This window comes from Flavobacterium sp. HTF (genome assembly GCF_003105115.1).
Classification (GTDB): domain Bacteria; phylum Bacteroidota; class Bacteroidia; order Flavobacteriales; family Flavobacteriaceae; genus Flavobacterium.
The window spans coordinates 24,689-47,878 of record NZ_QETH01000002.1 but is presented as its reverse complement, the minus strand read 5'-3'; the positions used below and the strand labels follow the sequence as shown (position 1 = coordinate 47,878).

19 protein-coding genes are annotated in these 23,190 nt (G+C 37.0%); 16 read left to right on the top strand and 3 right to left on the bottom strand.

Translation table 11 applies throughout. The features are described from left to right. Positions 1-32 precede the first annotated feature (32 nt). Genes DCO46_RS00980 through DCO46_RS00970 form a run of 3 tightly spaced genes read right to left on the bottom strand, consistent with a single transcriptional unit; the run spans position 33 to position 6,596 of the window. A complete protein-coding gene (locus DCO46_RS00980) occupies positions 33-1,952 on the bottom strand; it encodes an arylsulfatase (RefSeq protein ID WP_116750729.1) in 1,920 nt (639 codons plus the stop codon). A gap of 29 nt (positions 1,953-1,981) precedes the next feature. Continuing rightward, positions 1,982-3,454: a RagB/SusD family nutrient uptake outer membrane protein gene (locus DCO46_RS00975; RefSeq protein WP_116750728.1), complete on the bottom strand. Its 1,473-nt coding sequence runs from the start codon at positions 3,452-3,454 to the stop codon at positions 1,982-1,984. Positions 3,455-3,470: 16 nt separating this feature from the next. Continuing rightward, the gene (locus DCO46_RS00970; protein WP_116750819.1) at positions 3,471-6,596 is read right to left on the bottom strand and encodes a SusC/RagA family TonB-linked outer membrane protein; all 3,126 of its coding nucleotides are present in this window, start codon (positions 6,594-6,596) and stop codon (positions 3,471-3,473) included. A gap of 909 nt (positions 6,597-7,505) precedes the next feature. On the opposite strand from DCO46_RS00970, the gene DCO46_RS00965 reads away from it, so the two are divergent. The 16 genes from DCO46_RS00965 (at position 7,506) to moaA (ending at position 23,050) form a co-directional block, all read left to right on the top strand. Further along, entirely contained in the window at positions 7,506-8,978 is a 1,473-nt protein-coding gene (locus DCO46_RS00965; protein ID WP_116750727.1) for an MFS transporter, read from the top strand. A 17-nt stretch (positions 8,979-8,995) separates the two neighbouring features. Continuing rightward, positions 8,996-10,588, top strand: a complete 1,593-nt coding sequence (locus tag DCO46_RS00960; protein ID WP_116750726.1) for a magnesium transporter MgtE N-terminal domain-containing protein — start codon at positions 8,996-8,998, stop codon at positions 10,586-10,588. Between the two features lie 29 nt (positions 10,589-10,617). Then, the gene (locus DCO46_RS00955; protein ID WP_116750725.1) at positions 10,618-11,667 is read left to right on the top strand and encodes an MFS transporter; all 1,050 of its coding nucleotides are present in this window, start codon (positions 10,618-10,620) and stop codon (positions 11,665-11,667) included. 108 nt (positions 11,668-11,775) lie between these two features. Continuing rightward, positions 11,776-13,992: a molybdopterin oxidoreductase family protein gene (locus tag DCO46_RS00950; protein ID WP_116750818.1), complete on the top strand. Its 2,217-nt coding sequence runs from the start codon at positions 11,776-11,778 to the stop codon at positions 13,990-13,992. Positions 13,993-14,010: 18 nt separating this feature from the next. Continuing rightward, a complete protein-coding gene (locus DCO46_RS00945; protein ID WP_116750724.1) occupies positions 14,011-14,580 on the top strand; it encodes a 4Fe-4S dicluster domain-containing protein in 570 nt (189 codons plus the stop codon). Between the two features lie 10 nt (positions 14,581-14,590). Next, positions 14,591-15,103, top strand: a complete 513-nt coding sequence (locus DCO46_RS00940) for a ubiquinol-cytochrome c reductase iron-sulfur subunit (RefSeq protein ID WP_116750723.1) — start codon at positions 14,591-14,593, stop codon at positions 15,101-15,103. Between the two features lie 15 nt (positions 15,104-15,118). Next, the gene (locus tag DCO46_RS00935; protein WP_116750722.1) at positions 15,119-15,367 is read left to right on the top strand and encodes a DUF6755 family protein; all 249 of its coding nucleotides are present in this window, start codon (positions 15,119-15,121) and stop codon (positions 15,365-15,367) included. 166 nt (positions 15,368-15,533) lie between these two features. Then, positions 15,534-16,706 carry a gephyrin-like molybdotransferase Glp gene (gene glp, locus DCO46_RS00930; RefSeq protein ID WP_116750721.1) on the top strand — a complete coding sequence of 391 codons (1,173 nt, stop codon included), beginning with the start codon at positions 15,534-15,536 and terminating at the stop codon, positions 16,704-16,706. Between the two features lie 167 nt (positions 16,707-16,873). Continuing rightward, positions 16,874-17,620 carry a sulfite exporter TauE/SafE family protein gene (locus tag DCO46_RS00925; protein WP_116750720.1) on the top strand — a complete coding sequence of 249 codons (747 nt, stop codon included), beginning with the start codon at positions 16,874-16,876 and terminating at the stop codon, positions 17,618-17,620. Positions 17,621-17,925: 305 nt separating this feature from the next. Then, positions 17,926-18,498 carry a molybdenum cofactor guanylyltransferase gene (locus tag DCO46_RS00920; RefSeq protein ID WP_116750817.1) on the top strand — a complete coding sequence of 191 codons (573 nt, stop codon included), beginning with the start codon at positions 17,926-17,928 and terminating at the stop codon, positions 18,496-18,498. A 7-nt stretch (positions 18,499-18,505) separates the two neighbouring features. Further along, positions 18,506-19,285: a uroporphyrinogen-III C-methyltransferase gene (gene cobA / locus DCO46_RS00915; RefSeq protein ID WP_116750719.1), complete on the top strand. Its 780-nt coding sequence runs from the start codon at positions 18,506-18,508 to the stop codon at positions 19,283-19,285. A gap of 2 nt (positions 19,286-19,287) precedes the next feature. Next, positions 19,288-19,527, top strand: coding sequence for a MoaD/ThiS family protein (locus tag DCO46_RS00910; protein ID WP_116750718.1), 240 nt, complete (start codon positions 19,288-19,290; stop codon positions 19,525-19,527). A 9-nt stretch (positions 19,528-19,536) separates the two neighbouring features. Beyond that, positions 19,537-20,613, top strand: coding sequence for a HesA/MoeB/ThiF family protein (gene moeB, locus DCO46_RS00905; RefSeq protein ID WP_116750717.1), 1,077 nt, complete (start codon positions 19,537-19,539; stop codon positions 20,611-20,613). An 87-nt stretch (positions 20,614-20,700) separates the two neighbouring features. Further along, positions 20,701-21,132 (top strand): molybdenum cofactor biosynthesis protein MoaE, encoded by a 432-nt coding sequence (locus DCO46_RS00900; protein ID WP_116750816.1) that lies wholly within the window; start codon positions 20,701-20,703, stop codon positions 21,130-21,132. A 9-nt stretch (positions 21,133-21,141) separates the two neighbouring features. Next, positions 21,142-22,056: a bifunctional molybdenum cofactor biosynthesis protein MoaC/MoaB gene (gene moaCB, locus DCO46_RS00895; protein ID WP_116750716.1), complete on the top strand. Its 915-nt coding sequence runs from the start codon at positions 21,142-21,144 to the stop codon at positions 22,054-22,056. Beyond that, positions 22,043-23,050, top strand: a complete 1,008-nt coding sequence (gene moaA / locus DCO46_RS00890) for a GTP 3',8-cyclase MoaA (protein WP_116750715.1) — start codon at positions 22,043-22,045, stop codon at positions 23,048-23,050. The genes moaCB and moaA overlap by 14 nt, the downstream gene beginning before the upstream one ends. The last annotated feature ends 140 nt before the right edge of the window (positions 23,051-23,190 follow it).

The following is a 23,190-nucleotide window of genomic DNA, read 5'->3' as shown; positions in this document are numbered from 1 at the left end:
AAGGTTTTAAACCTTGCAGGTTTTGGTAATCATTATTTAGTTTCTGTATCAGCTGGTTTAGTTACTTGTTTCACTAAATCCTGCAAAGTTTTTCCTTTGTCAGCTCCGGTATTATGAATTCTTCTGTTGTAAACATCCTGCCAGTCAATCAACGGGTAAACATTGTTTTCTTTTGCCTGCTCATCAAATAATTTCTGAAGTTCAGCCAGTTTTTCAGGATACTTTTTAGCCAGATTGTTACGTTCGTTAAAATCTTCGTTTAAGTTGTATAATTCCCAAACATCAGTGTCAAAATTGCTTGCAACCGGTTTTTCGTTTTTACCTAATGATTGTTTTACAGCAAATGAATCCGGTAAATGTGCCGCCGCAGCTTTCCATCCGTCTTTATAAATAGCTCTGTTTCCGAAGATATAGTAGTACTGAACTTTGTGTAAAGATTCTGCTTTTGCATTATCCAAAGAAGCCTGAAATGAAGAACCCTGAATAATATCCTGTTTAATTCCTTTGATATATTCCGGTGCTTTGATTCCGGCAATTTCCAAAGTTGTAGGCAATAAATCCGTTACGTGGCTGTATTGATTTCTGATTCCGCCTTTGTCTTTTATTCCGTTTGGATAAAAAACAATTAACGGGTTACGGGTTCCGCCTTCAGAATGTGCATCTTGTTTCCAGTTTTTGAAAGGAACGTTTGTTGCCTGCGCCCATCCCAGAGGATAATTGGTATTTAAACCTTTTGCAGTTCCGATTTCGCCAATATTATTCAAATTGCTCTGAAGATTTTCTTCCTCTGATTTTCCCTGAGAAAACAAACTTTGGTTGATTGTTCCCTGCAAAGTTCCTTCTTTACTGGCTCCGTTATCTCCAATGGCAACAAAGATCAAAGTGTTGTCAAGCTGGCCGCTTTCTTTTAGGTAATTAACCACTCTTCCAATTTCAGCATCTGTATACGTCAGGAATCCGGCGTAAACTTCCATGAATCTTGCATATACTTTTTTCTGATCCGGAGTTAATTTTTTCCATTCGGTAATAAGCGGATTGCGTTCCGGTAAAACGGCATTGGGAGGAACAGTTCCTAATTTCTTTTGGTTTGCCAATACTTTTTCACGATAAACATCCCAGCCCTGATCAAATTTTCCTTTGTAAGGTTCAACCCATTTTTCGGCAACCTGATGAGGTGCGTGAATCGCTCCCGGCGCATAGTATAAAAAGAATGGTTTTCCGGGTGCTGCTTTTTGCTGTTTTTGAATATAGCTGATTGCTTTGTCGGTAATCAATTCATTTAAGTGACGTCCGTCAGGTTTAATATGTACCTGATCTTCCACTAAATCAGGATTGTACTGATCGGTTTGAGAACCAAGGAATCCGTAGAAATGATCAAAACCTTTTCCGGTTGGCCATCTGTCAAACGGCCCCGCATCTGTAGCGTCTTCATCCGGAGTTACACCATATTTACCAACGGCAAAAGTGTTGTATCCGTTTTCACGTAAAATCTCAGCGATGGTTCCTTTATCAGAAGGAATTCTTCCGTCCCAGCCGGGAAAACCTGCCGATAAAATAGTATGCGAAAATCCGCTTACGTGTACTCTTCCTGAATTTCTTCCGGTTAGTAAGGCAGCACGCGTTGGAGCACAAATTGCCGTTGTATGGAAGTTGGTGTAGCGTAATCCGTTGTCCGCCAGATTATCAAAAGTCGGAGTGTTGATTAATCCTCCAAAAGCACTTGCCGCTCCAAAACCAACATCATCCAGTAAAATCCAGACTACGTTCGGAGCGCCTTTTGGTGCTTTTACAGGTTCAGGCCAATATTCTTTAGAATCAGCCAGAGTCTTGCCGATTGTGCCTTTAAACTCTTCTTTTTCTTGTGCAATTCCCAGTTGTGCCACTAGCAATGCAGTAATCAAAAGCCCTTTTTTAGGACTTTTGATTGCTAAATTATTTTTAAAATTTTTCATAATTAATAGTTTTTTTGGTAGTTTTCTAGTTAATACAGAGGGTTTTGTGGTAAACCATCCGGGTCAATATTTCTTTCGCTTTGCGGAATAGGATAAAGATTATTTTTTGCTGAAACTGAATTTTTTGCTGTCACTTTTTTCACTTCGGTAACCAAAGTTCCCCAACGTACCAAGTCGAACCATCTTTGTCCTTCCTGAACAAATTCTTTTTTGCGTTCTTCCTGTATGGCAGCCCTGAAACCGGCCTGATCTAAACCAACTAAATCTACTGTTGCATCTGGTGTCGTGATCGGTTTTCCGTAGGCTCTTCTTCGTACCTGATTGATCAGTTCAAAAGCTTCCGGTGTTGGAGTTCCCTGCTCATTGATCGCTTCCGCTAAAGACAATAAAATGTCAGCATAACGAATCAGCGGAAAATTGATGGCAACATTCCCGGGAGTTGCCAAATTGCTCAGATCCAGGTATTTTTTGAAGATTGGTTTTGGAAATGTATAAAGCGTTCCTGTTGTCGGATTAAGCAATTGTTTAGCATAACTAACATCTCTTCTTGTATCTCCGGCTTCATAAATGTCATAGAATAATGCCACATCAGAGATAATATCAGCAGGTTCTGTTGCTGTAAATCCGGTAAACGATGTTGCCTGAAAAGTACTTCCGCTAGATCCGTTTCCGGCCTGATTCGGTTCAAACTGAACAGAGAAAATATGTTCCTTTCCGTTCTTTTTTGTTTTAGTAAATATGTCCTGAAAGTTTTCGAAAAGAGCATATCCGTAACCCCCATTTATTACTTCTCTTGATTTTAAAATGGCATTTGGCCACTCTTTTCTCGTCAGGTAAACTTTTGCTAAAATTGCCTTTGCAGCTCCTGATGTTGCTCTTCCTGTGTCTGCTGCACCATAAGTGGCAGGCAAAGCTTCGGCAGCGGTTAAGTCTGAAATAATCTGCGCATAAACGTCCTCTGCACTTCTTCTTTTTGTTTTCAAACTTTCAAGTTCAATAGTAGTCGGTTCGTGCAAAACAATCGGAACTCCGCCCCAAAGACGAACTGCCTGAAAATAAAGTAAGCCACGGATAAATTTAGCTTCGTTGATTAATCTTGTTTTTACCACTTCAGATCCCGATACTTTCGGGATATTGTCAATAGAAACATTGGCTCTGTTGATCCCCGCATAAATTTGTCTCCACGCTACCTGAACACGGTCTGAGGTTGCATCATGCGTTAAACTGCTCAAAGCCCTTACCTGTGGATTCGTAGCAGAAACTCCTGCCGCAGCATAATCTGAAGCCATATCGGTTAAGAAATAAAGATTTCTTCCAAATAAACTCTGCTCTCCCGGATCAACACTCAAAGAGGCATAGACTGCAGTTACACTCGCAACGGCATCATCCTGGGTGATAAAGTAATTATCTTCGGTTACAAAAGAGGTTGGTGTTACCTCCAGATCTGTGCACGATACAAATAGTCCGGCACTTAAAAGGAATGTTATTATTATCTTTTTCATTTTATATATTTTTTACTTAAAAAGTTACGTTCAGGCCTGAGATGAATGTTTTTGAGTTTGGATAAGAACCAAAATCAATTCCGGGATATAAGTTGTTTTGTTCGTATGAACTTACCTCCGGGTCATAACCAGTGTATTTTGTCCAGGTAACCAGGTTTTCTGCAGAGACATAAAATTTCACACTTTTTGCGCCCAGTTTTTTAGACACGCTTTTTGGTAGAGTATATCCAAGAGTGATTAATTTTAATCGTAAGAAAGAAGCATCTTCTACATAACGCTCAGAAACGATTCCTAATGGAGAACTTGTTGCTCTTGGAATTTCGTTGCTTGGGTTTGTCGGTGTCCAACGATCTTCTAAAGTCACATTGGCATTGGTTCCAAGAGTAGAAATTTCTAACTGCTGATTTAAGGCATTGAAGATTTTTCCGCCGTAAGAACCCTGAAAAGAGAAACTCAAATCAAAATCATTATAAGAAACCGTATTGCTGAAACTTCCAACAAATTTTGGTTGTGAAGAACCTAAGTTTCCTTTATCAAGAGCAGTGATTACACCATCTCCGTTTGTGTCAACATATTTTCTGTCTCCAATTTTTGTATTTGCTAAACTGTTGATTTTTGGTTGTGTATTGATCTCTTCCTGAGTCTGGAAAATTCCGTTTGTTTTGTATCCCCAGAAAGTTCCTAAGGGTAAACCCACTTTTACGGTAACCGGCTGTTGTTGCAAAAGAGAGCCGTTTGGTACTACAGGAAAGAACTGATCGACTCCGTTTCCGATTGCTACCACTTTATTTCGGTTGGCAGAGAAAACAATATTAGAGTTCCATGAGAAGTTTTCTGTTTTCAGGTTTTCAGTTGTTAAACCAATTTCGATCCCTTTGTTTTCAACACCTCCAATGTTTTGAAGTATAGTTGCATATCCGGAAGTCAATGGTACTGGTACACTGATTAATAAATCGTTTGTCTTTTTATAATACACATCAAAAACAAAATTGATTTTTCTGTCTAAAAGAGATAAATCTAAACCAACATTATACTGGTTTGTTTTTTCCCATTTCAAATCCGGATTTGCCAGTCGGGTAGGGGCAAGACCAGTATATAAAGTTCCTCCAAAAGAATAGTTTACAGAACCCATTGAGGCCAAGGCAAGATAATTTCCAATTTCCTGGTTTCCTGTTGTTCCGGCAGTAATTCTAAGTTTAGCTTCGGTTACACCTTTGATATTGTTTGCAAATTCTTCGTCGGTAATATTCCATGAGAAACCGGCAGAAGGGAAATACCCCCAAAGTGATTCAGATCCAAATCGTGAAGAACCATCCGCACGTGCAGAAACCGTAAAATTGTATTTTCCCTTATAAGAATAATTTACTCTCGTAAGCCATGATTTTAAAACACTTTCGAATGCATCGCTATACGGCTTTACAGGAACACCATCCTGAAGAGCATTATAAGTATTAGAATCATTTATAAATGTATTGGCACCGGCATTAACCACTTCGCCCTGAGTGTATTGAAGTGTATAACCTCCTAAAGCTGAGAATTTGTGGTTTTCACCAAAGTTGGTGTTATAGTTTAAGGTATTTTCATTTAATACGGAGCTTACCAGTCTGTCCCCAACAGAAGCCAAACCTTTTGTTCCTGCACCATTTGATGTATTTGCAGGCGCATAATAATTTTGTTTTGTATTGATAACGTCACCGCTTACAGCCACTTTTGCAGTCAGTTTTTTAGTGATTTTGTACTCCCCAAATAAACTCGTTAGGATTCTGTTGATTTTAGTTTCATTAACAGTATTTTCCAGATCATTAATCGGATTCGGAACATAACCGTTTACAGAAGTTGCATACGGATTGTTGGTTACATTATAACTTCCGTTTTCATTTCTAATTGGTACTACAGGAGCAGTTAATAAAATACCGGCTATAGGGTTTGGATTTCTTCCACCGCTGCTGCTGGCTCCTAAACCATTGGAAAGTGAATTACTATAATTGGCATTGATACCGAATTTAAAGTTTTGAGAATAGTTTCTTTCGTAATTCGCACGAAGAGAAATACGTCTGAAATCAGATCCCAAAACAATACCTTCCTGATCAAAATATCCTGCAGAAATAGAATATCGTGATCTTTCGTCCCCGCCTGAAAAAGACAACTGGTGATTTTGCACCGGAGCGGCAGTCCTGAAAGCAGCATCCTGCCAGTCGTAGCTTCCTGAAGTTTTAAAAGCTTCTATCTGCGCTGCGGTAAAAGAAGGAGCCTGGCCAATACTGGCCTGAACATCATTTCGTAAACTTGCCCATTGGCTGGCATTCATTACATGAAGTCTTTTAGAAACATTCTGAAATCCAAAATAACCCTGGTACGAAATATTATCCTGTCCCTTTGTTCCTTTTTTGGTGGTGATAATTACAACACCGTTTGCTCCACGTGAACCATAAATTGCAGTGGCAGAAGCATCTTTCAATACTTCGATAGATTCAATATCGGCCGGATTTATGGTTGATAAAACATTTAAACTCGCTCCTGCAAAAGATACCCCCGCAGAACTGTTTGAGTTGTCATTGTAAATCAAAATTCCGTCAACCACATATAACGGTTCGTTACCCGCTGTAATGGAGTTTCCTCCACGAATACGCACGCTGGAAGAAGCACCCGGACGACCGGAACTTTGCGTAACTACCACACCCGCAACAGCGCCTCGCAGTAAGTTATCTGCCGATGAGGTTACCTGAGATAAATTTGCTTTTGGTACAGAAGCTACAGAACCTGTAATATCTTTTCTTTTCTGCGTTCCGTAACCCACAACTACCAATTCGTCAAGTTCCTGTCTTTCTTCTTTTAAGTGAATAATCACCGGATTTTTTTCGACTATAACTTCAGCTTTTTTGTATCCGATATAGCTTACTATAAGGGTGTAAGGAAATTTCTGACCGGTCTGAAAATAAAATTTTCCTTCTGCATCTGTCACAACTCCGTGCGTTGTTCCCTTAATGGTTACAGATGCTCCTATAATGGGCTGATTAGTAATGTCATCAACGATTGTTCCGTCAAGTTTGGATTGTATAAGAGGGGTTGTATTCTGGGCATTAATTCCTGCCGAAAAAAACAGGAGAAAAAGCAATGAGTATATGTTTAATATTTTTTTCATTTCTTTGTAATGGTTTAAATAATTAACAAGGAGTCCTGAGGGCTGATTTTTCAACTCTCTATTTTTGTTCCTTTATTTCACGATAAATGTTTTTAAGCCTCGCCATTTCTGTTGCCGCAGAAATGGCTTTTTTTTTATTTACAACAGCAGCGATGCATTTTTTTCATTTTTAGTTTTTTTAGTTATTAATTTTTTTTTTGGAATATAGGTGTTATTTCAACAATCAATTCAATACACATAAGTTCATTAAACAGACTTTTGTAATTTTCAATAAATAAATTCTGGTGGTGAATTTTAAAAAGATTCGTTTTTAATATGTGTTTTTGGAAATTCAATTAAAACGAATTAGGAATAAGAAACTAACAACACATACACATACAACAAGAAGCGCTATAAGTGTAATTTTTAAGAAGAATGCAAGACGTATTTCTTTCGGTTGTTTTCAAAATATAGTTTTTTATGGTTTTAAACTCTACTAATCCTATAGACAAAGTTAATTTTAATATAATAAAAACCAAAAGTTTCCTTCATTTTTTTCAAAAAAATCTTTTCTGAATATATAGCTTAGTGTTTAATGTATTGATTTTTAATTACTTATGTTAAATATTTTTTCCTACTGATGTTAATTTTTTCTTTTTCTGATTAAGGAAAATGTAATCTTTTTCTATTTAATTTCCTTATTTATAATGGTTTAGAGTAAACTAAAGTGGGCTTAAAAAGGAAAAAAAACGCCAGAAGAGAACTAAAAAACAATTTTATCAAAAATAGGACAGGCTACAGTTGAATTAAAGACAAAAAAGTCTTTAATATGATATATGTCATTCTTTGCCCTATACCAAGACTGTAATTTTGTTCTGTAATTAAGATGTAGCCTCTTAATTATTTGAAGTATATTTTAAAAAGTTCTTTATGGGCAGTTTATCAAAATCACACAGAATTTTATTTCTTAATACACTTGCTTTTACGGTTTGTTTTGCCTGCTGGACACTAAATGGTGTTTTAGTTACCTATCTGGCAGATAAAGGAATATTTAATTTTACAGTCGTTGAAACGGGCTGGCTGTTAGGGATTCCAATACTTTCCGGTTCAGTTTTTAGACTCCCAATCGGAATATTAACGGACAAATATGGTGGCAAAATTGTTTTTGCAACTTTACTATTCGTATGCGCTGTGCCGCTTTTTTTACTGTCTTTTGCCGGTTCGTTTTGGAGTTTCGCTGTTTTAAGTTTTTTCTTTGGTTTGGTCGGAACAAGTTTCGCAGTCGGAATCGGTTATACCTCCATCTGGTATCCGAAAGAATGGCAGGGAAGAGCCTTAGGAATTTTCGGAATGGGAAATGCCGGAGCTGCAATTACCACTTTTATAGCACCAACATTATTAAATCATTTATCTGAAAAAGATCCGGTAAACGGCTGGAAAATGCTTCCTGTTATTTACGCCGCCGCGCTGGTACTAATAGGAATTCTTTTTATTGTTTTTGCAAAAAATAAAACCAATCCCGGAGTTTCTAAAACAATTTCAGAATTAATGTCACCGCTTAAAAATGTACGTGTCTGGCGTTTTGGCGCTTACTACTTTTTAGTTTTCGGTTTTTTTGTGGCGTATTCACAATGGCTGCTTCCCAATTTCATGAATGTGTACAGCACAACATTAGTTATGGGCGGAATGTTCGCAACACTATTTAGTCTGCCATCGGGTGTTATCAGAGCTTTTGGCGGATATCTCTCAGATAAATTTGGTGCCCGAAAAGTGATGTATTGGGTTTTAGGATCCTCAATTGTAATCAGTTTTTTACTAATGTTTCCAAAGATGGAAATCTATACCGCCGGCCCGGGTGTTATGGCAATGAATAATGGAGTTGTAACAGAACTCTCAGCCGACCACATAATCGTAAGCGGTAAAACATATCAAATCAGCCATAAGAAAGATTCAGAAATGAATGGCGAATCTGTTTTTCCGGTAAAGAAATCCTGGCAGGAAATTGTTGTAAAGCAAAATCAGGAAGTAAAAAAGAAAGAATTATTAGCAAAGGGAATTACACAAATTAATTTCAGTGCCAATCTCTGGGTTTATGTAGTTCTGGTAATCCTAATTGGTATTTCGTGGGGAATTGGAAAAGCAGCTGTTTACAAACATATTCCGGAATATTTTCCAAATGAAGTTGGAGTCGTTGGCGGAATGGTTGGTTTAATTGGCGGACTCGGTGGATTCTTCGGGCCGATAATCTTCGGATATCTTCTCAACTACACCGGACTATGGACCAGTTCATGGATTTTCATTTTTATAGTTTCTGTTCTTTGCCTGTTATGGATGCACAAAACAATTATCAATGCCATGAGAAGCAAATCACCCGATTTTACAAGAGAAATAGAAGATAAATAATTTAATACATAAAAATAATGAAAACTTGGTTAGACAAATGGGAACCGGAAGATGAAGCGTTTTGGAATGCTGGCGGAAGTAAAATAGCATGGAGAACATTAACAATTACAACATTAACATTAATCTTGTCTTTTGCCTCATGGTTTATGATGAGTGTAATAGCGGTTAAATTACCAGGCCTTGGATTTAATTTCTCCAAAGACCAGCTCTTTTGGTTAACCGCAATTCCCGGATTAGCAGCCGGATTTCTCCGAATAATTCACACTTTTATATTGCCCATATTTGGAACCCGTCATGTAGTTTCTTTTGCAACAGCAATTAAATTAATTCCCGTAATCGGAATAGGTTTTGCCGTTATGAATGTAAATACTCCTTTTTGGGTATTTGCTGTTTTAGCATTTACAACAGGTTTTGGAGGAGGCGATTTTTCATCTTACATGCCAAGCACGAGCCTGTTTTTTCCAAAAAGATTAAAAGGTACAGCACTGGGAATTCAGGCCGGAATAGGGAATTTTGGTGTTTCGATAGCACAGTTTGTTACACCGCTTATTATAAGCGTCGGAATCTATGGCGCGTCAACGGTATTTACGAGTATTGATTCTAAAGAAGCCGTAACCGTTTTTCAAAACACAACTGTAGAAAAACAAAAAGAAGTTTTTGCAGCACTTGATGCCGAAATACAAGCTAAAATACTTTCTAACGTAAAACAAAACATACTTGATTCTGTAACTACTGCGATATATTCTAAAGATAAAACAATTGTTTTTGCTTCATTGCCGGTAAAAGCAAAGGCCAAAGCAATTGCGGGTGCAAATCCGAAACTGGCAGAAAAAATATTAAATCAGATGAGTCCGGAAAATACAGCCGTTAAAAATACACCCATCTATTTACAGTCAGCGGCTTTTTGGTTTGCACCATTTTTAATTCTTTTAGCTATTGTAAGCTGGTTTTATTTGAGAAGTATACCAATGAAAGCCTCTATAAAAGAACAGCTGGATATATTTTCGAATAAACACACTTGGTATTGCACGATTACTTACGTAATGACTTTTGGAACATTTGCAGGACTTTCAGCAGCTTTTCCATTAATGATTAAATTTTTGTACGGAGATTTTCCAAACGCACCGGATCCGTTAGTATATGCATTTTACGGACCGCTAATTGGTTCAGCCAGTAGAATTGCCTTTGGTTTTGTAGCTGATAAAGTAGGCGGGGCGATATTAACCACCATTACAGGTTTAGGAATTTTAACGGGAGCCATAATTTTGGTAACGCAGGGATTAGTGGCGCCAACAAGCATGGATCAGTTTCCGCTCTTTGTGGCCGTAATTCTGTGTATGTTCTTCTTTACCGGAGTTGGAAATGCAGGAACCTTTAGACAATACCCAATTATTTTTGCCGAAAACCAGCGTCAGGCAGCAGGCGTAATTGGATGGACAGCCGCAATTGCAGCATTTGGTCCTTTTATATTTTCTAAACTAATTGGGAATAATATTTCGACTAATGGTACTGTAAATCAATTCTTTATTGGTGTTTGTTTTTTTACTATATTAGCTACAGGTATCAATTGGTGGTTCTACAATCGTAAAAATTGTGAAAAACCAAGTTAAAGGAGTAATCATTAAATTAAAAATTAAGGATGAAAGATAAAACATTTAATACCAAAGCTTTACTTGTTGCGACACTGGTTTCTATACTTACGATTGTACTGGTGTTTTACGGATCAAGAGAATTACAAAATTTTGATGCAGCATTAGTCACTTATTTATTCGGAACCGTTTTTGCTTTCTTTGGAATTGTGTATAGATATACCGTTTGGCTGCAAAGACCTCCAACATGGATGTATTTTAAAAGAAGCCTTAAATTCCTTTTTACCGGAAAAGTATTTTCTCATTTATGGTTTTTGGGGAAAGAATCTGTACAGAATATCGTCGTTCAGAAATTTATTTATCCGCGAAGCAAGTACAGATGGTTTGCCCATTTTTGTATCGCTTTGGGATGTATTTCTGCTTTTGCGATTACCATACCGCTTACGTTTGGGTGGATTCACTTTACACTGGCACCAAATTCAATTTCCATTTACGAAGCCCATTTCTTTGGATTTAAAATGATGGATTTTAAAATAAATTCATTTCTGGCTTTTTTAATTTTTCATGCCCTGAACTGGTCTTCGTGGCTAGTAATTATTGGATCTGTTTATTATTTAAGAAGAAGATTAACCAATCCCGGATTAATCGCAACGCAGACTTTTGAAGGTGATTTATTGCCGCTGATTTTATTGATTGCGATTTCTGTTACAGGGTTATGCCTGACATATTCCTATCAATTCATGAAAGGTTTCGCCTATGATTTCCTGGCCGTAATTCACGCTGTGACGGTAATTATGTTTCTGATCTGGATTCCGTTTGGAAAATTCTTCCATATCATTCAGCGTCCGGCTCAAATCGGAGCCCATATCTACAAACAGGAAGGAATTAAAAAAGGAATGGCCGTTTGTCCGCATACCGGTGACGAATTCGCAACAAAACTTCATATCGAGGATTTGAAAATTGTAACCAAAGAATTAGGTTTTGATTTTACCCACGAAGACGGAACTTCTCACCTCGATTTAAGCCCCGAAGGGAAAAGATCCCGCTTAGCACAAGCACACCTAAAAGCCAGACTGGAAGGCGGAAATTTATTTGGATAATTTAAAAAAGTTTCAGGTTTCTCCCGAAGTCTTGGGATTACGTTCTATGAGCAAACTTGATCCCGAGACTTCGGGAGAAACTTGAAACAAAAAAGAACAAAAAACAAAATGGCAAAACTACCCGTATCAACTGAAAAAATAATTGAACAATTTGGTCCGCATTTAAATTATGCCCCTGTAGACGGCTATGACGGAAGAGACGAACCAGATGAGGTTGTAAAAACGCACTGCTGTTTTTGCGGGATGCAGTGCGGCATTCAGTTATTAGTAAAAGAAAATAAAGTAGTAGGTTTTGAACCCTGGATGGAATTTCCTTTTAATGAAGGCCGTTTATGCCCAAAAGGAGTTCAAAGATATCTTCAGAATAATCATCCCGACAGACTTTTACATCCAATAAAAAGAGTAGAAGGAAAAGGTTTTGAGAAAGTTCCCTGGGATGACGCGATGGATAAAACCATTTTTGAAATAAAACGCATTCAGAAAAAATACGGAAAACACGCTTTTTCCATGTTATCCGGAGTTTCATTAACCAACGAAAAAAGTTATTTGGTTGGAAAATTTGCCCGTGTTGCCTTAAAAACAAGAAACCTCGACTATAACGGAAGACTTTGTATGGTAAGCGCAGGTGCTGGAAATAAAAAAGCATTTGGTTTAGACCGCGCTTCAAATAATTATTCTGATTTAGAATATGCAGAAGTCATTATTGTAGCCGGAGCCAATATCAGCGAAACTTTCCCAACCCTAACCCATTGGATCTGGAAAGCCAGAGATCGCGGCGCAAAACTCATTGTTATTGATCCGAGAATGATTCCGTTGGCAAGAACGGCTGATATTCATTTAGACGTAAAGCCCGGAACAGATTCGGCTTTATACGGTGCAATGCTTAAATATCTGGTAGATCATGACATGCTCGATCATGATTTTATTGATAATTACACTTCCGGATTTCAGGAAACTATTGATGCCGTGAAAGATTATACGTTGGAATGGGCAGAAGAAGTTACCGGAATTGACAAGGAAAAAATAAAAGCAGCCGCCGAATTATGGGGAAAAGCAAAAACTAGCTTTTTACTGCATGCAAGAGGTATCGAACATCACTCAAAAGGAGTTGATAATGTTTTGGGCTGTATCAATCTGGTTTTAGCCACCGGAAGAATTGGAAAACCGTATTGCGGTTACGGAACCATTACCGGACAAGGAAATGGTCAGGGCGGAAGGGAACACGGACACAAATGCGACCAATTACCGGGAAACAGAGATATAGGAAATCCGGAACACCGAAAATATATTTCTGAAGTTTGGGGTATCGACGAAAAAGATTTACCCGGAAAAGGACTTACCGCTTATGAAATTATAGAAGCCATTCACAGAGACGAAATCAAAGGATTAATTTCAATTTGTTTCAATCCTTTAGTATCGCTTCCAAACAATAATTATGTGCGTTCGGCACTCGAAAAATTGGAGTTTTACGTTTGTATTGATTTCTTTTTGAATGAAACAGCCCGTCATGCCGATATTGTTTTGGCTGGATCTTTACAGGAAGAAGAAGAAGGAACCACCACTTCTGCAGAAGGTAGAGTAATCCGAATCAGACAAGCCGTTACGCCACCGGGCGACGCGCGAACCGATACTTCGATTTTATTAGAAATAGCAGAACGTCTGGGCGAAAAAGATAAATTTACCTACAACAACAGCGAAGAAATTTTCAATGAATTGCGTATCGCTTCAAAAGGAGGAACAGCAGATTATTTCGGAATCACCTATAAAAAAGTCGAAGACAATATGGGCATTTTTTGGCCTTGTCCAACAGAAGACCATCCGGGAACACCAAGATTATGGGAAGACAAAAAGTTTAAAACCCCTGATGGAAAAGCGCATTTTAATCCTGCACCTTATAAACTCCCAGGAGAAGTTACGGATGAAGAATATCCGGTAACCTTAACAACAGGCCGTGTCGTTTCGCAATATTTAAGTGGTACCCAAACACGCAGAATAGGAAAATTAGTAGATCAGTTTCCGGAACCAATGGTAGAAATTCATCCTGAAATGGCTACAAAATATGGAATCAAACAACGTGAACTGGTTAGAGTGGTGACGAGAAGAGGAGAGGGAATTTTTCCCGCCAATATTGTAGAAACGATTAGAAAGGATACTGTTTTTATTCCGTACCACTGGCCGGGAAACAAATCGGCGAATCAATTAACACCGGGAACTTTGGATCCAATTTCAAAAATTCCGGAGTTTAAAGTCTGTGCCTGCCAATTAGATCCGCAAGGAAAAATCGCTGCGCCGTCTAAAGAATCTGAAGCGTATGCAAGTGTTTAATCTATAAAAAATGACCTTATGAATTTGACCAATTTTAATACAAACGAAGAGTTTTTTGTAGATATGCAGCGCTGCATTGGCTGTAAAGCCTGCGAAATGGCCTGCGCCGAATGTGAAACAAATGGGCAGCAGACTTTAATAAGTGTCAATTATGTCGATCGTGCAGCAACAATTCAGACTACAGTGCAGGTTTGTATGCACTGCGAAGATCCCGTTTGTGCCAATGTTTGTCCGGCAGATGCTATTTCACAGGATGAATTTGGCATTGTACACACGGCAAGTACAGAAAGATGTATTGGCTGTTCGAACTGCGTGATGGCCTGTCCTTTTGGTGTGCCCAAAAAAGTCGAAGAATACGATTTGATGATGAAATGCACCATGTGTTACGACAGAACAAGTGTAGGTAAAAAACCAATGTGTGCAACAGTTTGTCCAAGTGGCGCTTTGTTTTATGGTACCAGAGAACAAATAGAAGAAATGAGGCCAAACAGTACACCCATTAATAATTTTATTTTTGGAAAGGAAAAAGTAAAAACAAAGGTCAACATTATGATGCCAAAAGGCAGTACAGAATTACGAATTTATTAAATGACAAGTCATGTCTAAAGAAGATAATTTAAATGAAAACTGGAAGAAAGATTTTCCAATAAAAAAACAAGAATCAACCCAGGTCAGCCGACGCGATTTTGCTAAATTCCTGACTTTTGTTTCCGGAGGATTAATGGTAGGAAGCGGATTTGTAACAGCAAAGGCCTTTTTATTACCAAAAGAAGAAGTTCAGGGAGAACATTTTATCTGCAATAAAGAAGATGTTCCCGTTGGAGGAACAAGAGGTTTTGTTTTGGAAGGAAGTACCATTCCGTATATATTAATTCATCTGGAAAGCGGAGAATTCAGGGCTTATGAACAAAAGTGTACGCATCTTTCCTGCTCTGTATTTTACAAACCCGGGACCGGAATCATTCATTGTCCATGCCACGAAGGTTCTTTTGATGCCATGACAGGAGATGTAATCGCCGGACCGCCGCCAAGAGCTTTACCGCAACTGGAAGTGGTTTTTAAAGAAAATGCTGTTTTTGTAAAAGCACTTATTGAGAAAAAAGAAAGTTAATTTAAATCCTGAATTATGAGTACGTTTAGACGAAGCCAGAACCGCGCAAACCCCAATAAACTGAATAATATACTTTCGACACTTATTTTTATCCTGATTTTAAATGTCAGCATTCAGATTTGGCTTTTATATGCTTCTTTGAATAATGCATTAGATAATAATAAGGAGATTTTAATTCCTGCTTTTATAGCTTCCGCTGTCCTTTTTTTTATAGGTTTTGCGTGGCTTTATTATCTTCCGAAAGGAAATTTCAGAAAGAAATAAAATGAAATCGTTAATTTAAAAAAGCTATTTTGGTTTTTTCTGAATCTAATTGCATGAAATGCGCTAAATTTATATTTTTTAAAGAATTAAGATTATTAAAAATTTTAACTAAGTAAAAATACTTATATTTGTGATAAGTATTTTTTGCTTTTAATAAATAGCCGTAATGATTAAAGTTGAAGAAGCCATAAAGATTATTGAAGCGAATAGTACTAAAATGCCGGTGAAAAGTATTTCAGTACACAAATCCTTAGGATATGTTTTGGCAGAAAAAGTGATTTCACCAATTGATATGCCCCCGTTTCGGCAATCAGCAATGGATGGATATGCTTTTACGCACAGTATCAGACATCAATATGATGTAGTGGGTATTTCTCAGGCTGGAGATCATTCGAATGTAAAATTAAATGCAACCGAAGCAATCAGAATTTTTACTGGTGCTTATGTTCCGGATGATGCAGATACCGTAGTCATGCAGGAACACGTATTGGCTAATAAAGATTCAATTCTGATTGCTACAATGCCTGAAAAACAGGCAAATGTTCGTCCAAAAGGAGAACAAATCGGCAAAGATGAAATTGTTTTTGAAGCCAATACTTTGATTACGCCGGCAGCAATAGGATTTCTAGCCTGTTTAGGAATCACAGAAGTTGAGGTTTACAAAAAACCGAAAGTGGCTATTCTGGTTACAGGAAACGAATTAATACAGCCGGGAAAGAAACTGAAAAAAGGAAAAATATTCGAAAGCAATTCGGTTATGCTTGAGGCAGCGCTTCAGACAATCGGAATTGAAAAAACGAAAGTTTACCGCGTAAAAGATAATCTGAAAGCAACAAAAAAAGCATTAAAAGGAATTTTAAAAAAATACGATATCGTTCTTATTTCGGGTGGAATTTCTGTTGGGGATTATGATTTTGTAAAAGAAGCATTATTGCAAAACGATGTAAAAGAGCTTTTCTATAAAATCAATCAAAAACCTGGGAAACCAATGTTTTTTGGATCAAAAAAAGAAACTTTAGTTTTTGCACTTCCGGGAAATCCTGCTTCATCGCTGACGAATTTTTACATTTATGTTGCTCCGGCCGTAAAGAACAGAATGGGATTTTCTGAAATTCATAAACCAAAAGTAGTCCGGAAATTAAATTCGGAAATAAAGAATGACACTGGAAAAACATTGTTTTTAAAAGCAAAATACGACGAAACAAATGTTACAGTTTTAGACGGCCAAAGTTCCGCAATGTTGAACACATTTGCAGTTGCCAACAGTTTATTGATCGTTCCTGAAGAAATAGAAAATTATAAAAAGGGACAATTGGTAACTTTATTGCCGATAGATTAATTTTAGATTTTAGAATTTAGATTGTTGATTTTAGATTTTTAGAAAATAGAATAAAGAGTGTAGAAAATAGATTTTTGGTATTAAGGATGAAAAGCAGTGTGTAATATAAAACATATAGCTTAGCAACTTGAAACCTGAAACAAAGAAAACCTGAAACAAAATAAAAAATGAACCTATTAAGTTCCGAAAACATACTATTATTCAGTTTCGCATTAATTGTAATTGCGTTTTTATATTCAAGCGTCGGACATGGCGGAGCTTCAGGATATCTGGCTTTGATGAGCATTTTTGCTTTTCCTGTTTCGGTGATGAAACCTTCGGCTTTATTGTTGAATTTGTTTGTTTCGAGTATTTCATTTCTGTTTTATTACCGAAAGAATTATTTCAGGCCAAAGCTCTTTTATCCGTTTGCGATTGCGTCGATTCCGGCAGCATTTATAGGAGGGTTTGTCACTTTAGATAATACAATTTATAAAATAATTTTAGGAATTGTACTGGTTTTTGCAGCGCTGAGATTGTTTGGAGTATTTAATTTTAAAGAAAAAGAAGAAGTAAAAATCAATCTTCCTTTTGCATTGGCCATTGGTTTTGCCATCGGATTATTATCAGGAATGCTGGGAATTGGCGGAGGAATAATCCTGAGTCCTATTTTATTATTTCTGGGATGGGCTTCAGTAAAAGAATCTGCGGCAATTTCGAGCTTATTCATTTTTGTAAATTCATTTGCAGGAATGCTGGGATTTCTATTAGGAGGAAAAACAATTCCGATGGAGAGTTTTTACTTAGTTCCAATTGCAGTTGTGGGAGGAATATTGGGTGGTTTTTACGGAAGCGGTTCGTTCTCCAACAGAACACTAAAAATGGTTTTGGGAACAGTGATTTTAATGGCGAGCATCAAATTGATTTTTCCCTGAAAATAGAAAACAGGAAATAATCCCGCGCTCCCAAGGTTGAAACCTTGGGCAATGTTTGAAAAAAGAATGTAAAAAATTTCAATATAACATAGCATGGTTTTAACTGTTAGAACAAGGAATAATATGCTATGTGTTCCCAAGGTTGAAACCTTGGGCTATATTTGAAAATGAATGTAAAATGAATGTTACATAAACATAGCCAACGGTTTCAACCGTTGGAGACAAAGATTGGCAAAACATGAAACATGAAACATGAAACATGAAACATGAAACATGAAACAAAAAAAAACCTGAAACAAAAAACTATGAAATCACTAACAGTATTTATTCTTTGTGGCGGAAAAAGCTCCAGAATGCAGTCAGAAAAAGGATTGGTTTTGTTTCAGGAAAAACCATTTATAGAACATATTATTCAGGCAATTTTGCCTATTACAGATAAAATTAAGCTGATTACCGGATCAAAAGAATATGATGAACTGAAGTATGAAAAAATACCGGATTTAATTGCTGACAAAGGTCCTTTAGGTGGAATTTACACGGCATTATCCCATTCTGAAACCGAGTTTAATCTGATTTTGAGCTGTGATATTCCGTTAATTTCAACTGAATTATTACAGCAATTGATTTCAAAACATACAAAGGAAGCCGGAATTACGGTTTTTGCTTCCGAAACCAAAACACATCCGTTAATTGGGATTTATTCGAAAAATATTGTTCCGGTTATTAAAGAAGCAATCGAATCGGACGAATTAAAAATGATGGATTTACTGGCAAGACTGCCACATCAGATTATCCATATAGAAGAAAGTGAAAACGTTCATTTAACCAATATTAATTCCGCTGACGAATTAAACGACCTGAATATGAATCTAAGTTAGAGTAGCTATGAAAATCCCAAAATTAACAGTTGTAGGAGCAGGTCCCGGAGATGTGGACTTGATTACACTTAAAGCAATAAAAGCTTTAAAAAATGCCGATGTAGTTTTGTATGATGCTTTGGTAAACGAAGAATTATTGCAATATGCAGAACAGGCAGAGATTCTTTTTGTTGGGAAACGCTTGGGCTGCCACGCTTATACACAGGATCAGATTAACGATCTGATTGTTTCAATGGCAAAAAATTACGGACATGTGGTACGCTTAAAAGGTGGTGATCCGTTTATCTTTGGAAGAGGAAGTGAAGAAATCGAGTTTGCAGAACAATTCGGAATCGAAACTGCCATTGTTCCCGGAATTTCTTCGGCTTTGGGTGTTCCGGCCTCGGTTGGCATTAGTCTCACACAAAGAAAAGTTGCCGAAAGCTTTTGGGTAATTACCGGAACAACGTCGGATCATAAATTATCAAAAGACGTTCATTTGGCTTCAAAATCGGCGGCGACTGTTGTGATTCTGATGGGAATGCATAAACTGGATGAAATTATTTCGATTTATCAGGAAAACAGGAAAGACGATCTTCCGATTGCGATTATTCAGAACGGAACTAAAAATTCCGAGCAAAAAGTGATCGGGACTATCGGTACAATTACTAAATTGGTTTCCGAAAAAAAGATTTCGTCGCCTGCCATTATTGTAATCGGAGAAGTGGTTAGAAATACGTCAGGCTGGATTTCCTATTTTCAGGAGCATTTTGATGATGAATTCATTTTTCAGAATTTAAATTTATAAAAATGATTGAGGTTAAATATTTTGGAGCCGTCGCAGAAAAGACAAAATGTGAGTTCGAAAAATTATCTTTTTCTGAAGAAGTATCGCTGCAAAAACTATTGCAGAATTTAGAAGAAAAATACCAATTTGAATCGCTTACTTTCAGCGTAGCCGTAAATCAAAAAATAGTATCAAAAGCTGAAAATTACACTTTGCAAACAAGTGATATTGTGGCTTTGCTGCCTCCGTTTGCGGGAGGTTAATTAAAGATTATGAAGGAATCAACGAGATATAACCGACAAATAATTCTTCCTGAAATAGGGGAAGAAGGTCAGCGCAAATTATCAAAATCAAAGGTTTTGGTCATCGGAGCGGGCGGTTTAGGCGCAGCAGTTTTACCGTATCTGGCTGCGGCCGGAGTTGGCGAAATCGGAATTATCGATGATGATGTTATTGAGGTTTCCAATCTGCATCGTCAGGTGATTTACAAAACCTCGGGTGTTGGAAAATCTAAAGCCGAAGAAGCTAAATTGATGATTTCGGAATTGAACCCTTTGGTTAAAATCAATGTCATTTCAGAAATGTTATCCGGCAAAAATGCGCTTTCCTTATTCGAAAAATATGATATTATTGTAGATGGAACAGATAGTATTTTTGTTAAATATCTCATTAATGATGCTGGTTTAATTGCAAATAAACCAATAGTTTACGGCTCTGTTTTTAGGTTTCAGGGACAAGTGTCGGTTTTTAATTATCAAAACGGACCAACCTACAGATGTTTATATCCGGATGAAAATACCAACGCTTTAAATTGCGAAGATGCCGGAGTAATCGGAATTACGGTTGGGATTATTGGAATGCTTCAGGCGAATGAAGTCATAAAAATGATTCTTGGAATCGGAGAAGTTTTAAGTGGGAAAATATTGGTTTATAATATTTTAAATAACGAACAGCAAAAGTACGATTTTGACAAAAGTGATTTTAAAGCTATAAGCAGAGAAATATTTGAAGAAAAATATAATGATTCAGATAACAATCAGATTGAGGAAATAAAGTTTGAATCAATTTTAGGTGAAACAGAAAATGATAAGATTCTTTTTTTAGATGTTAGAAATGAAGATGAATTACCAAAAATTAAATTTAAAAACAGTATCCAGATTCCATTATTGCGTTTAGAAAATGAATTTGAAAAGCTAGATAAAAACCAAACAATTTACATTTTTTGTCAATCCGGAATTAGAAGTAAAATTGCAGCAGAATTGCTTCAGAAACATCGGTTTAAAAATATAAAAAGTATTGCTGGCGGAGCTTTGAAGATTAAACAATTAATTGAAGAAATAAAAATATAGCCACAGATTGCAATGATTGAAATGATTTTTTAATATGTTGAAAAAAACGTTTAGCATGAATAATCAGTGGTAAAAAAACATAAAAAAATGAGTAAAAATGTATTTGTAGAAGGCCCAATTTCTCCTGAATTTATTGCGGAGTCGATTGCAAAACACCAATCCAAACATACGATCGGGGCACACAATATCTTTTTGGGACAGGTTCGTGCCGATGTGATCCACGATAATACTGTCGTAGCAATTGATTATTCAGCTTATACTGATATGGCAAATGAAGCACTTTATACGATTAGAGAAAAAGCATTTGCTAAATTTGATTTGACCTGCATGCATATTTATCACAGTTTGGGTGTTGTAAAAGCAGGTGAAATCTGTTTGTTTGTGTTTGTTTCGGCAACACGTCGCAAACAAGTTTATGAAGCAACAGAAGCCATTGTAAACTGGATCAAAACCGATGTGCCGATTTTTGGAAAAGAAATGTTTGAAAATGATTCATTCACCTGGAAACAAAATACCTAAGAAAATAAAATGGTAGATATTACGCATAAAATAAGCACTTTAAGAGTCGCAACCGCAACCGCAATTGTAAAGGTCAGCAGACAGGAAACAATTGATGCGGTTGTCAATAATTTAGTGCCAAAAGGGAATGTTTTTGAAATGGCAAAAACGGCCGGATTATTTGCGGTAAAAAACACGCATTTATCCATTCCGGATTGTCACCCGCTTCCCATTGAATTTACATCGGTAGAGTATAATATTGAAGGATTGGAAATCCATATTATTTTCAAAGTAAAAACCGTTTACAAAACCGGAGTTGAGGTTGAGGCCATGCACGGCGCATCAATTGTAGCGCTGACCATGTATGACATGCTAAAGCCTATTGATAAGGAAATCGAAATTTCAACGATCAAATTAATCAATAAAGAAGGCGGAAAATCTTCTTTTAAAAACAAATTTCCGAATGTAATCAAAGCAGCAGTTTTTGTCTGTTCCGATTCGATTTTTGCAGGAGATAAAGAAGACCGCTCAGGAAAAGTTATAGTAGAAAAATTAGAATCTTACGGAGTTGAAACTTCGCATTATGAAATCATTCCGGATGAATTGGATGTTATTCAGGAGAAAACAAAAGCTTTTGCTAAAGAAAACCAACTGGTTATTTTTACGGGCGGAACAGGTTTGTCTCCAAGAGATGTAACGCCCGAAGCACTTTCTCCATTATTAGAAAGCAGAATTCCGGGAATTGAAGAAGCAATCCGTAATTACGGACAGCAAAGAATGCCTTACGCCATGCTATCCAGAACCGTAGCGGGAACTTTGGGCAAGACAGTGGTCTTGGCTTTACCGGGCTCTGTAAACGGGGCAAGAGAATCTATGGATGCTGTTTTTCCACATTTGCTGCACGTTTTTCATATTTTAAAAGGAAAAAATCATGACAGCCTCTAACACTATTTTGACGGATGATTTTGGACGAAAACACAATTATTTGCGTATTTCGTTGCTGGAGAAATGCAATTTGCGTTGTACGTACTGCATGCCTGCCGACGGAATAGCCTTGTCTCCAAAAGCTGATCTGATGACGGCTGATGAGATTTTTGCTATTGCCCAAACTTTCGTAGAAAATGGTGTTGATAAAATCCGGTTGACAGGTGGTGAACCGCTTTTGAGAAAAGACTTTCCGGAAATTGTTTCTAAATTATCCGATTTAAATGTTTCGCTTTCGATAACAACAAACGGAATTCTGATTGATCGCCATATTGAGGTTTTAAAGCAGTTTAAGGTTAAGAAAATCAATCTGAGTCTGGATACGCTTATTTCATCCAAATTTCATTCTATAACGCTCAGAAATCAGTTTGAGAAGGTAATTGATAATCTTCATCTCCTTCTGAATAACGATTTTCAGGTAAAAATAAATGTAGTTTTGATAAAAGGATTTAATGATAATGAAATCATTGACTTTGTCAAACTAACCCGCTTTCTGCCAATTTCAGTTCGGTTTATAGAGTTTATGCCCTTTGCAGGAAACGAGTGGGACAGAAGTAAAATGGTTTCGCAAAATGAAATTTTATCGCAGGTTGGAAATGTTTTTCCGTCAGAAGAAATTGAAAAACTGGAGGATGAAAAAAATTTCACCGCCAGAACTTATAAAATAAAAGACTTTCAGGGTGATTTTGGAATCATAAGTTCGATTACAAATCCGTTTTGTGACAGCTGCAACAGAATCCGCCTGACAGCAAACGGAAAAATTAAAAACTGTCTTTTTTCTAATGCTGAAACCGATTTGCTGACCGCTTACAGAAAAGGCGAATCCATTACCAGCCTGATTTCCGAATCGATACAAAACAAGAAGAAAGTACGCGCCGGGATGGTGACGATTTCTGAAATGGATGATCCTGCAAAACATTTTGACAATCGCAGCATGATTGCGATTGGGGGATGAAAATTAATTAATAATTAATTGTGAATTGTTAATTATCAGGCTGAGCAAATTTCAAGCCTTAAACGTACAGTTTGTCATTCTGAGGGACGAAGAATCACACTAGAAATTCCCATATAGTAATCTCCAATCTTTGTCTATTT

Bases quoted from the DNA above. Each gene is read 5' to 3' on its own strand.
- glp (WP_116750721.1), top strand. From the start codon at position 15,534: ATGATTAAAGTTGAAGAAGCCATAAAGATTATTGAAGCGAATAGTACT.
- moaCB (WP_116750716.1), top strand. From the start codon at position 21,142: ATGGTAGATATTACGCATAAAATAAGCACTTTAAGAGTCGCAACCGCA.
- DCO46_RS00940 (WP_116750723.1), top strand. From the start codon at position 14,591: ATGTCTAAAGAAGATAATTTAAATGAAAACTGGAAGAAAGATTTTCCA.
- DCO46_RS00960 (WP_116750726.1), top strand. From the start codon at position 8,996: ATGAAAACTTGGTTAGACAAATGGGAACCGGAAGATGAAGCGTTTTGG.
- cobA (WP_116750719.1), top strand. From the start codon at position 18,506: ATGAAAATCCCAAAATTAACAGTTGTAGGAGCAGGTCCCGGAGATGTG.
- DCO46_RS00920 (WP_116750817.1), top strand. From the start codon at position 17,926: ATGAAATCACTAACAGTATTTATTCTTTGTGGCGGAAAAAGCTCCAGA.
- DCO46_RS00965 (WP_116750727.1), top strand. From the start codon at position 7,506: ATGGGCAGTTTATCAAAATCACACAGAATTTTATTTCTTAATACACTT.
- DCO46_RS00975 (WP_116750728.1), bottom strand. From the start codon at position 3,454: ATGAAAAAGATAATAATAACATTCCTTTTAAGTGCCGGACTATTTGTA.
- DCO46_RS00970 (WP_116750819.1), bottom strand. From the start codon at position 6,596: ATGAAAAAAATATTAAACATATACTCATTGCTTTTTCTCCTGTTTTTT.
- DCO46_RS00980 (WP_116750729.1), bottom strand. From the start codon at position 1,952: ATGAAAAATTTTAAAAATAATTTAGCAATCAAAAGTCCTAAAAAAGGG.
- moaA (WP_116750715.1), top strand. From the start codon at position 22,043: ATGACAGCCTCTAACACTATTTTGACGGATGATTTTGGACGAAAACAC.
- DCO46_RS00950 (WP_116750818.1), top strand. From the start codon at position 11,776: ATGGCAAAACTACCCGTATCAACTGAAAAAATAATTGAACAATTTGGT.
- DCO46_RS00945 (WP_116750724.1), top strand. From the start codon at position 14,011: ATGAATTTGACCAATTTTAATACAAACGAAGAGTTTTTTGTAGATATG.
- DCO46_RS00925 (WP_116750720.1), top strand. From the start codon at position 16,874: ATGAACCTATTAAGTTCCGAAAACATACTATTATTCAGTTTCGCATTA.
- DCO46_RS00955 (WP_116750725.1), top strand. From the start codon at position 10,618: ATGAAAGATAAAACATTTAATACCAAAGCTTTACTTGTTGCGACACTG.
- DCO46_RS00935 (WP_116750722.1), top strand. From the start codon at position 15,119: ATGAGTACGTTTAGACGAAGCCAGAACCGCGCAAACCCCAATAAACTG.
- DCO46_RS00900 (WP_116750816.1), top strand. From the start codon at position 20,701: ATGAGTAAAAATGTATTTGTAGAAGGCCCAATTTCTCCTGAATTTATT.
- moeB (WP_116750717.1), top strand. From the start codon at position 19,537: ATGAAGGAATCAACGAGATATAACCGACAAATAATTCTTCCTGAAATA.
- DCO46_RS00910 (WP_116750718.1), top strand. From the start codon at position 19,288: ATGATTGAGGTTAAATATTTTGGAGCCGTCGCAGAAAAGACAAAATGT.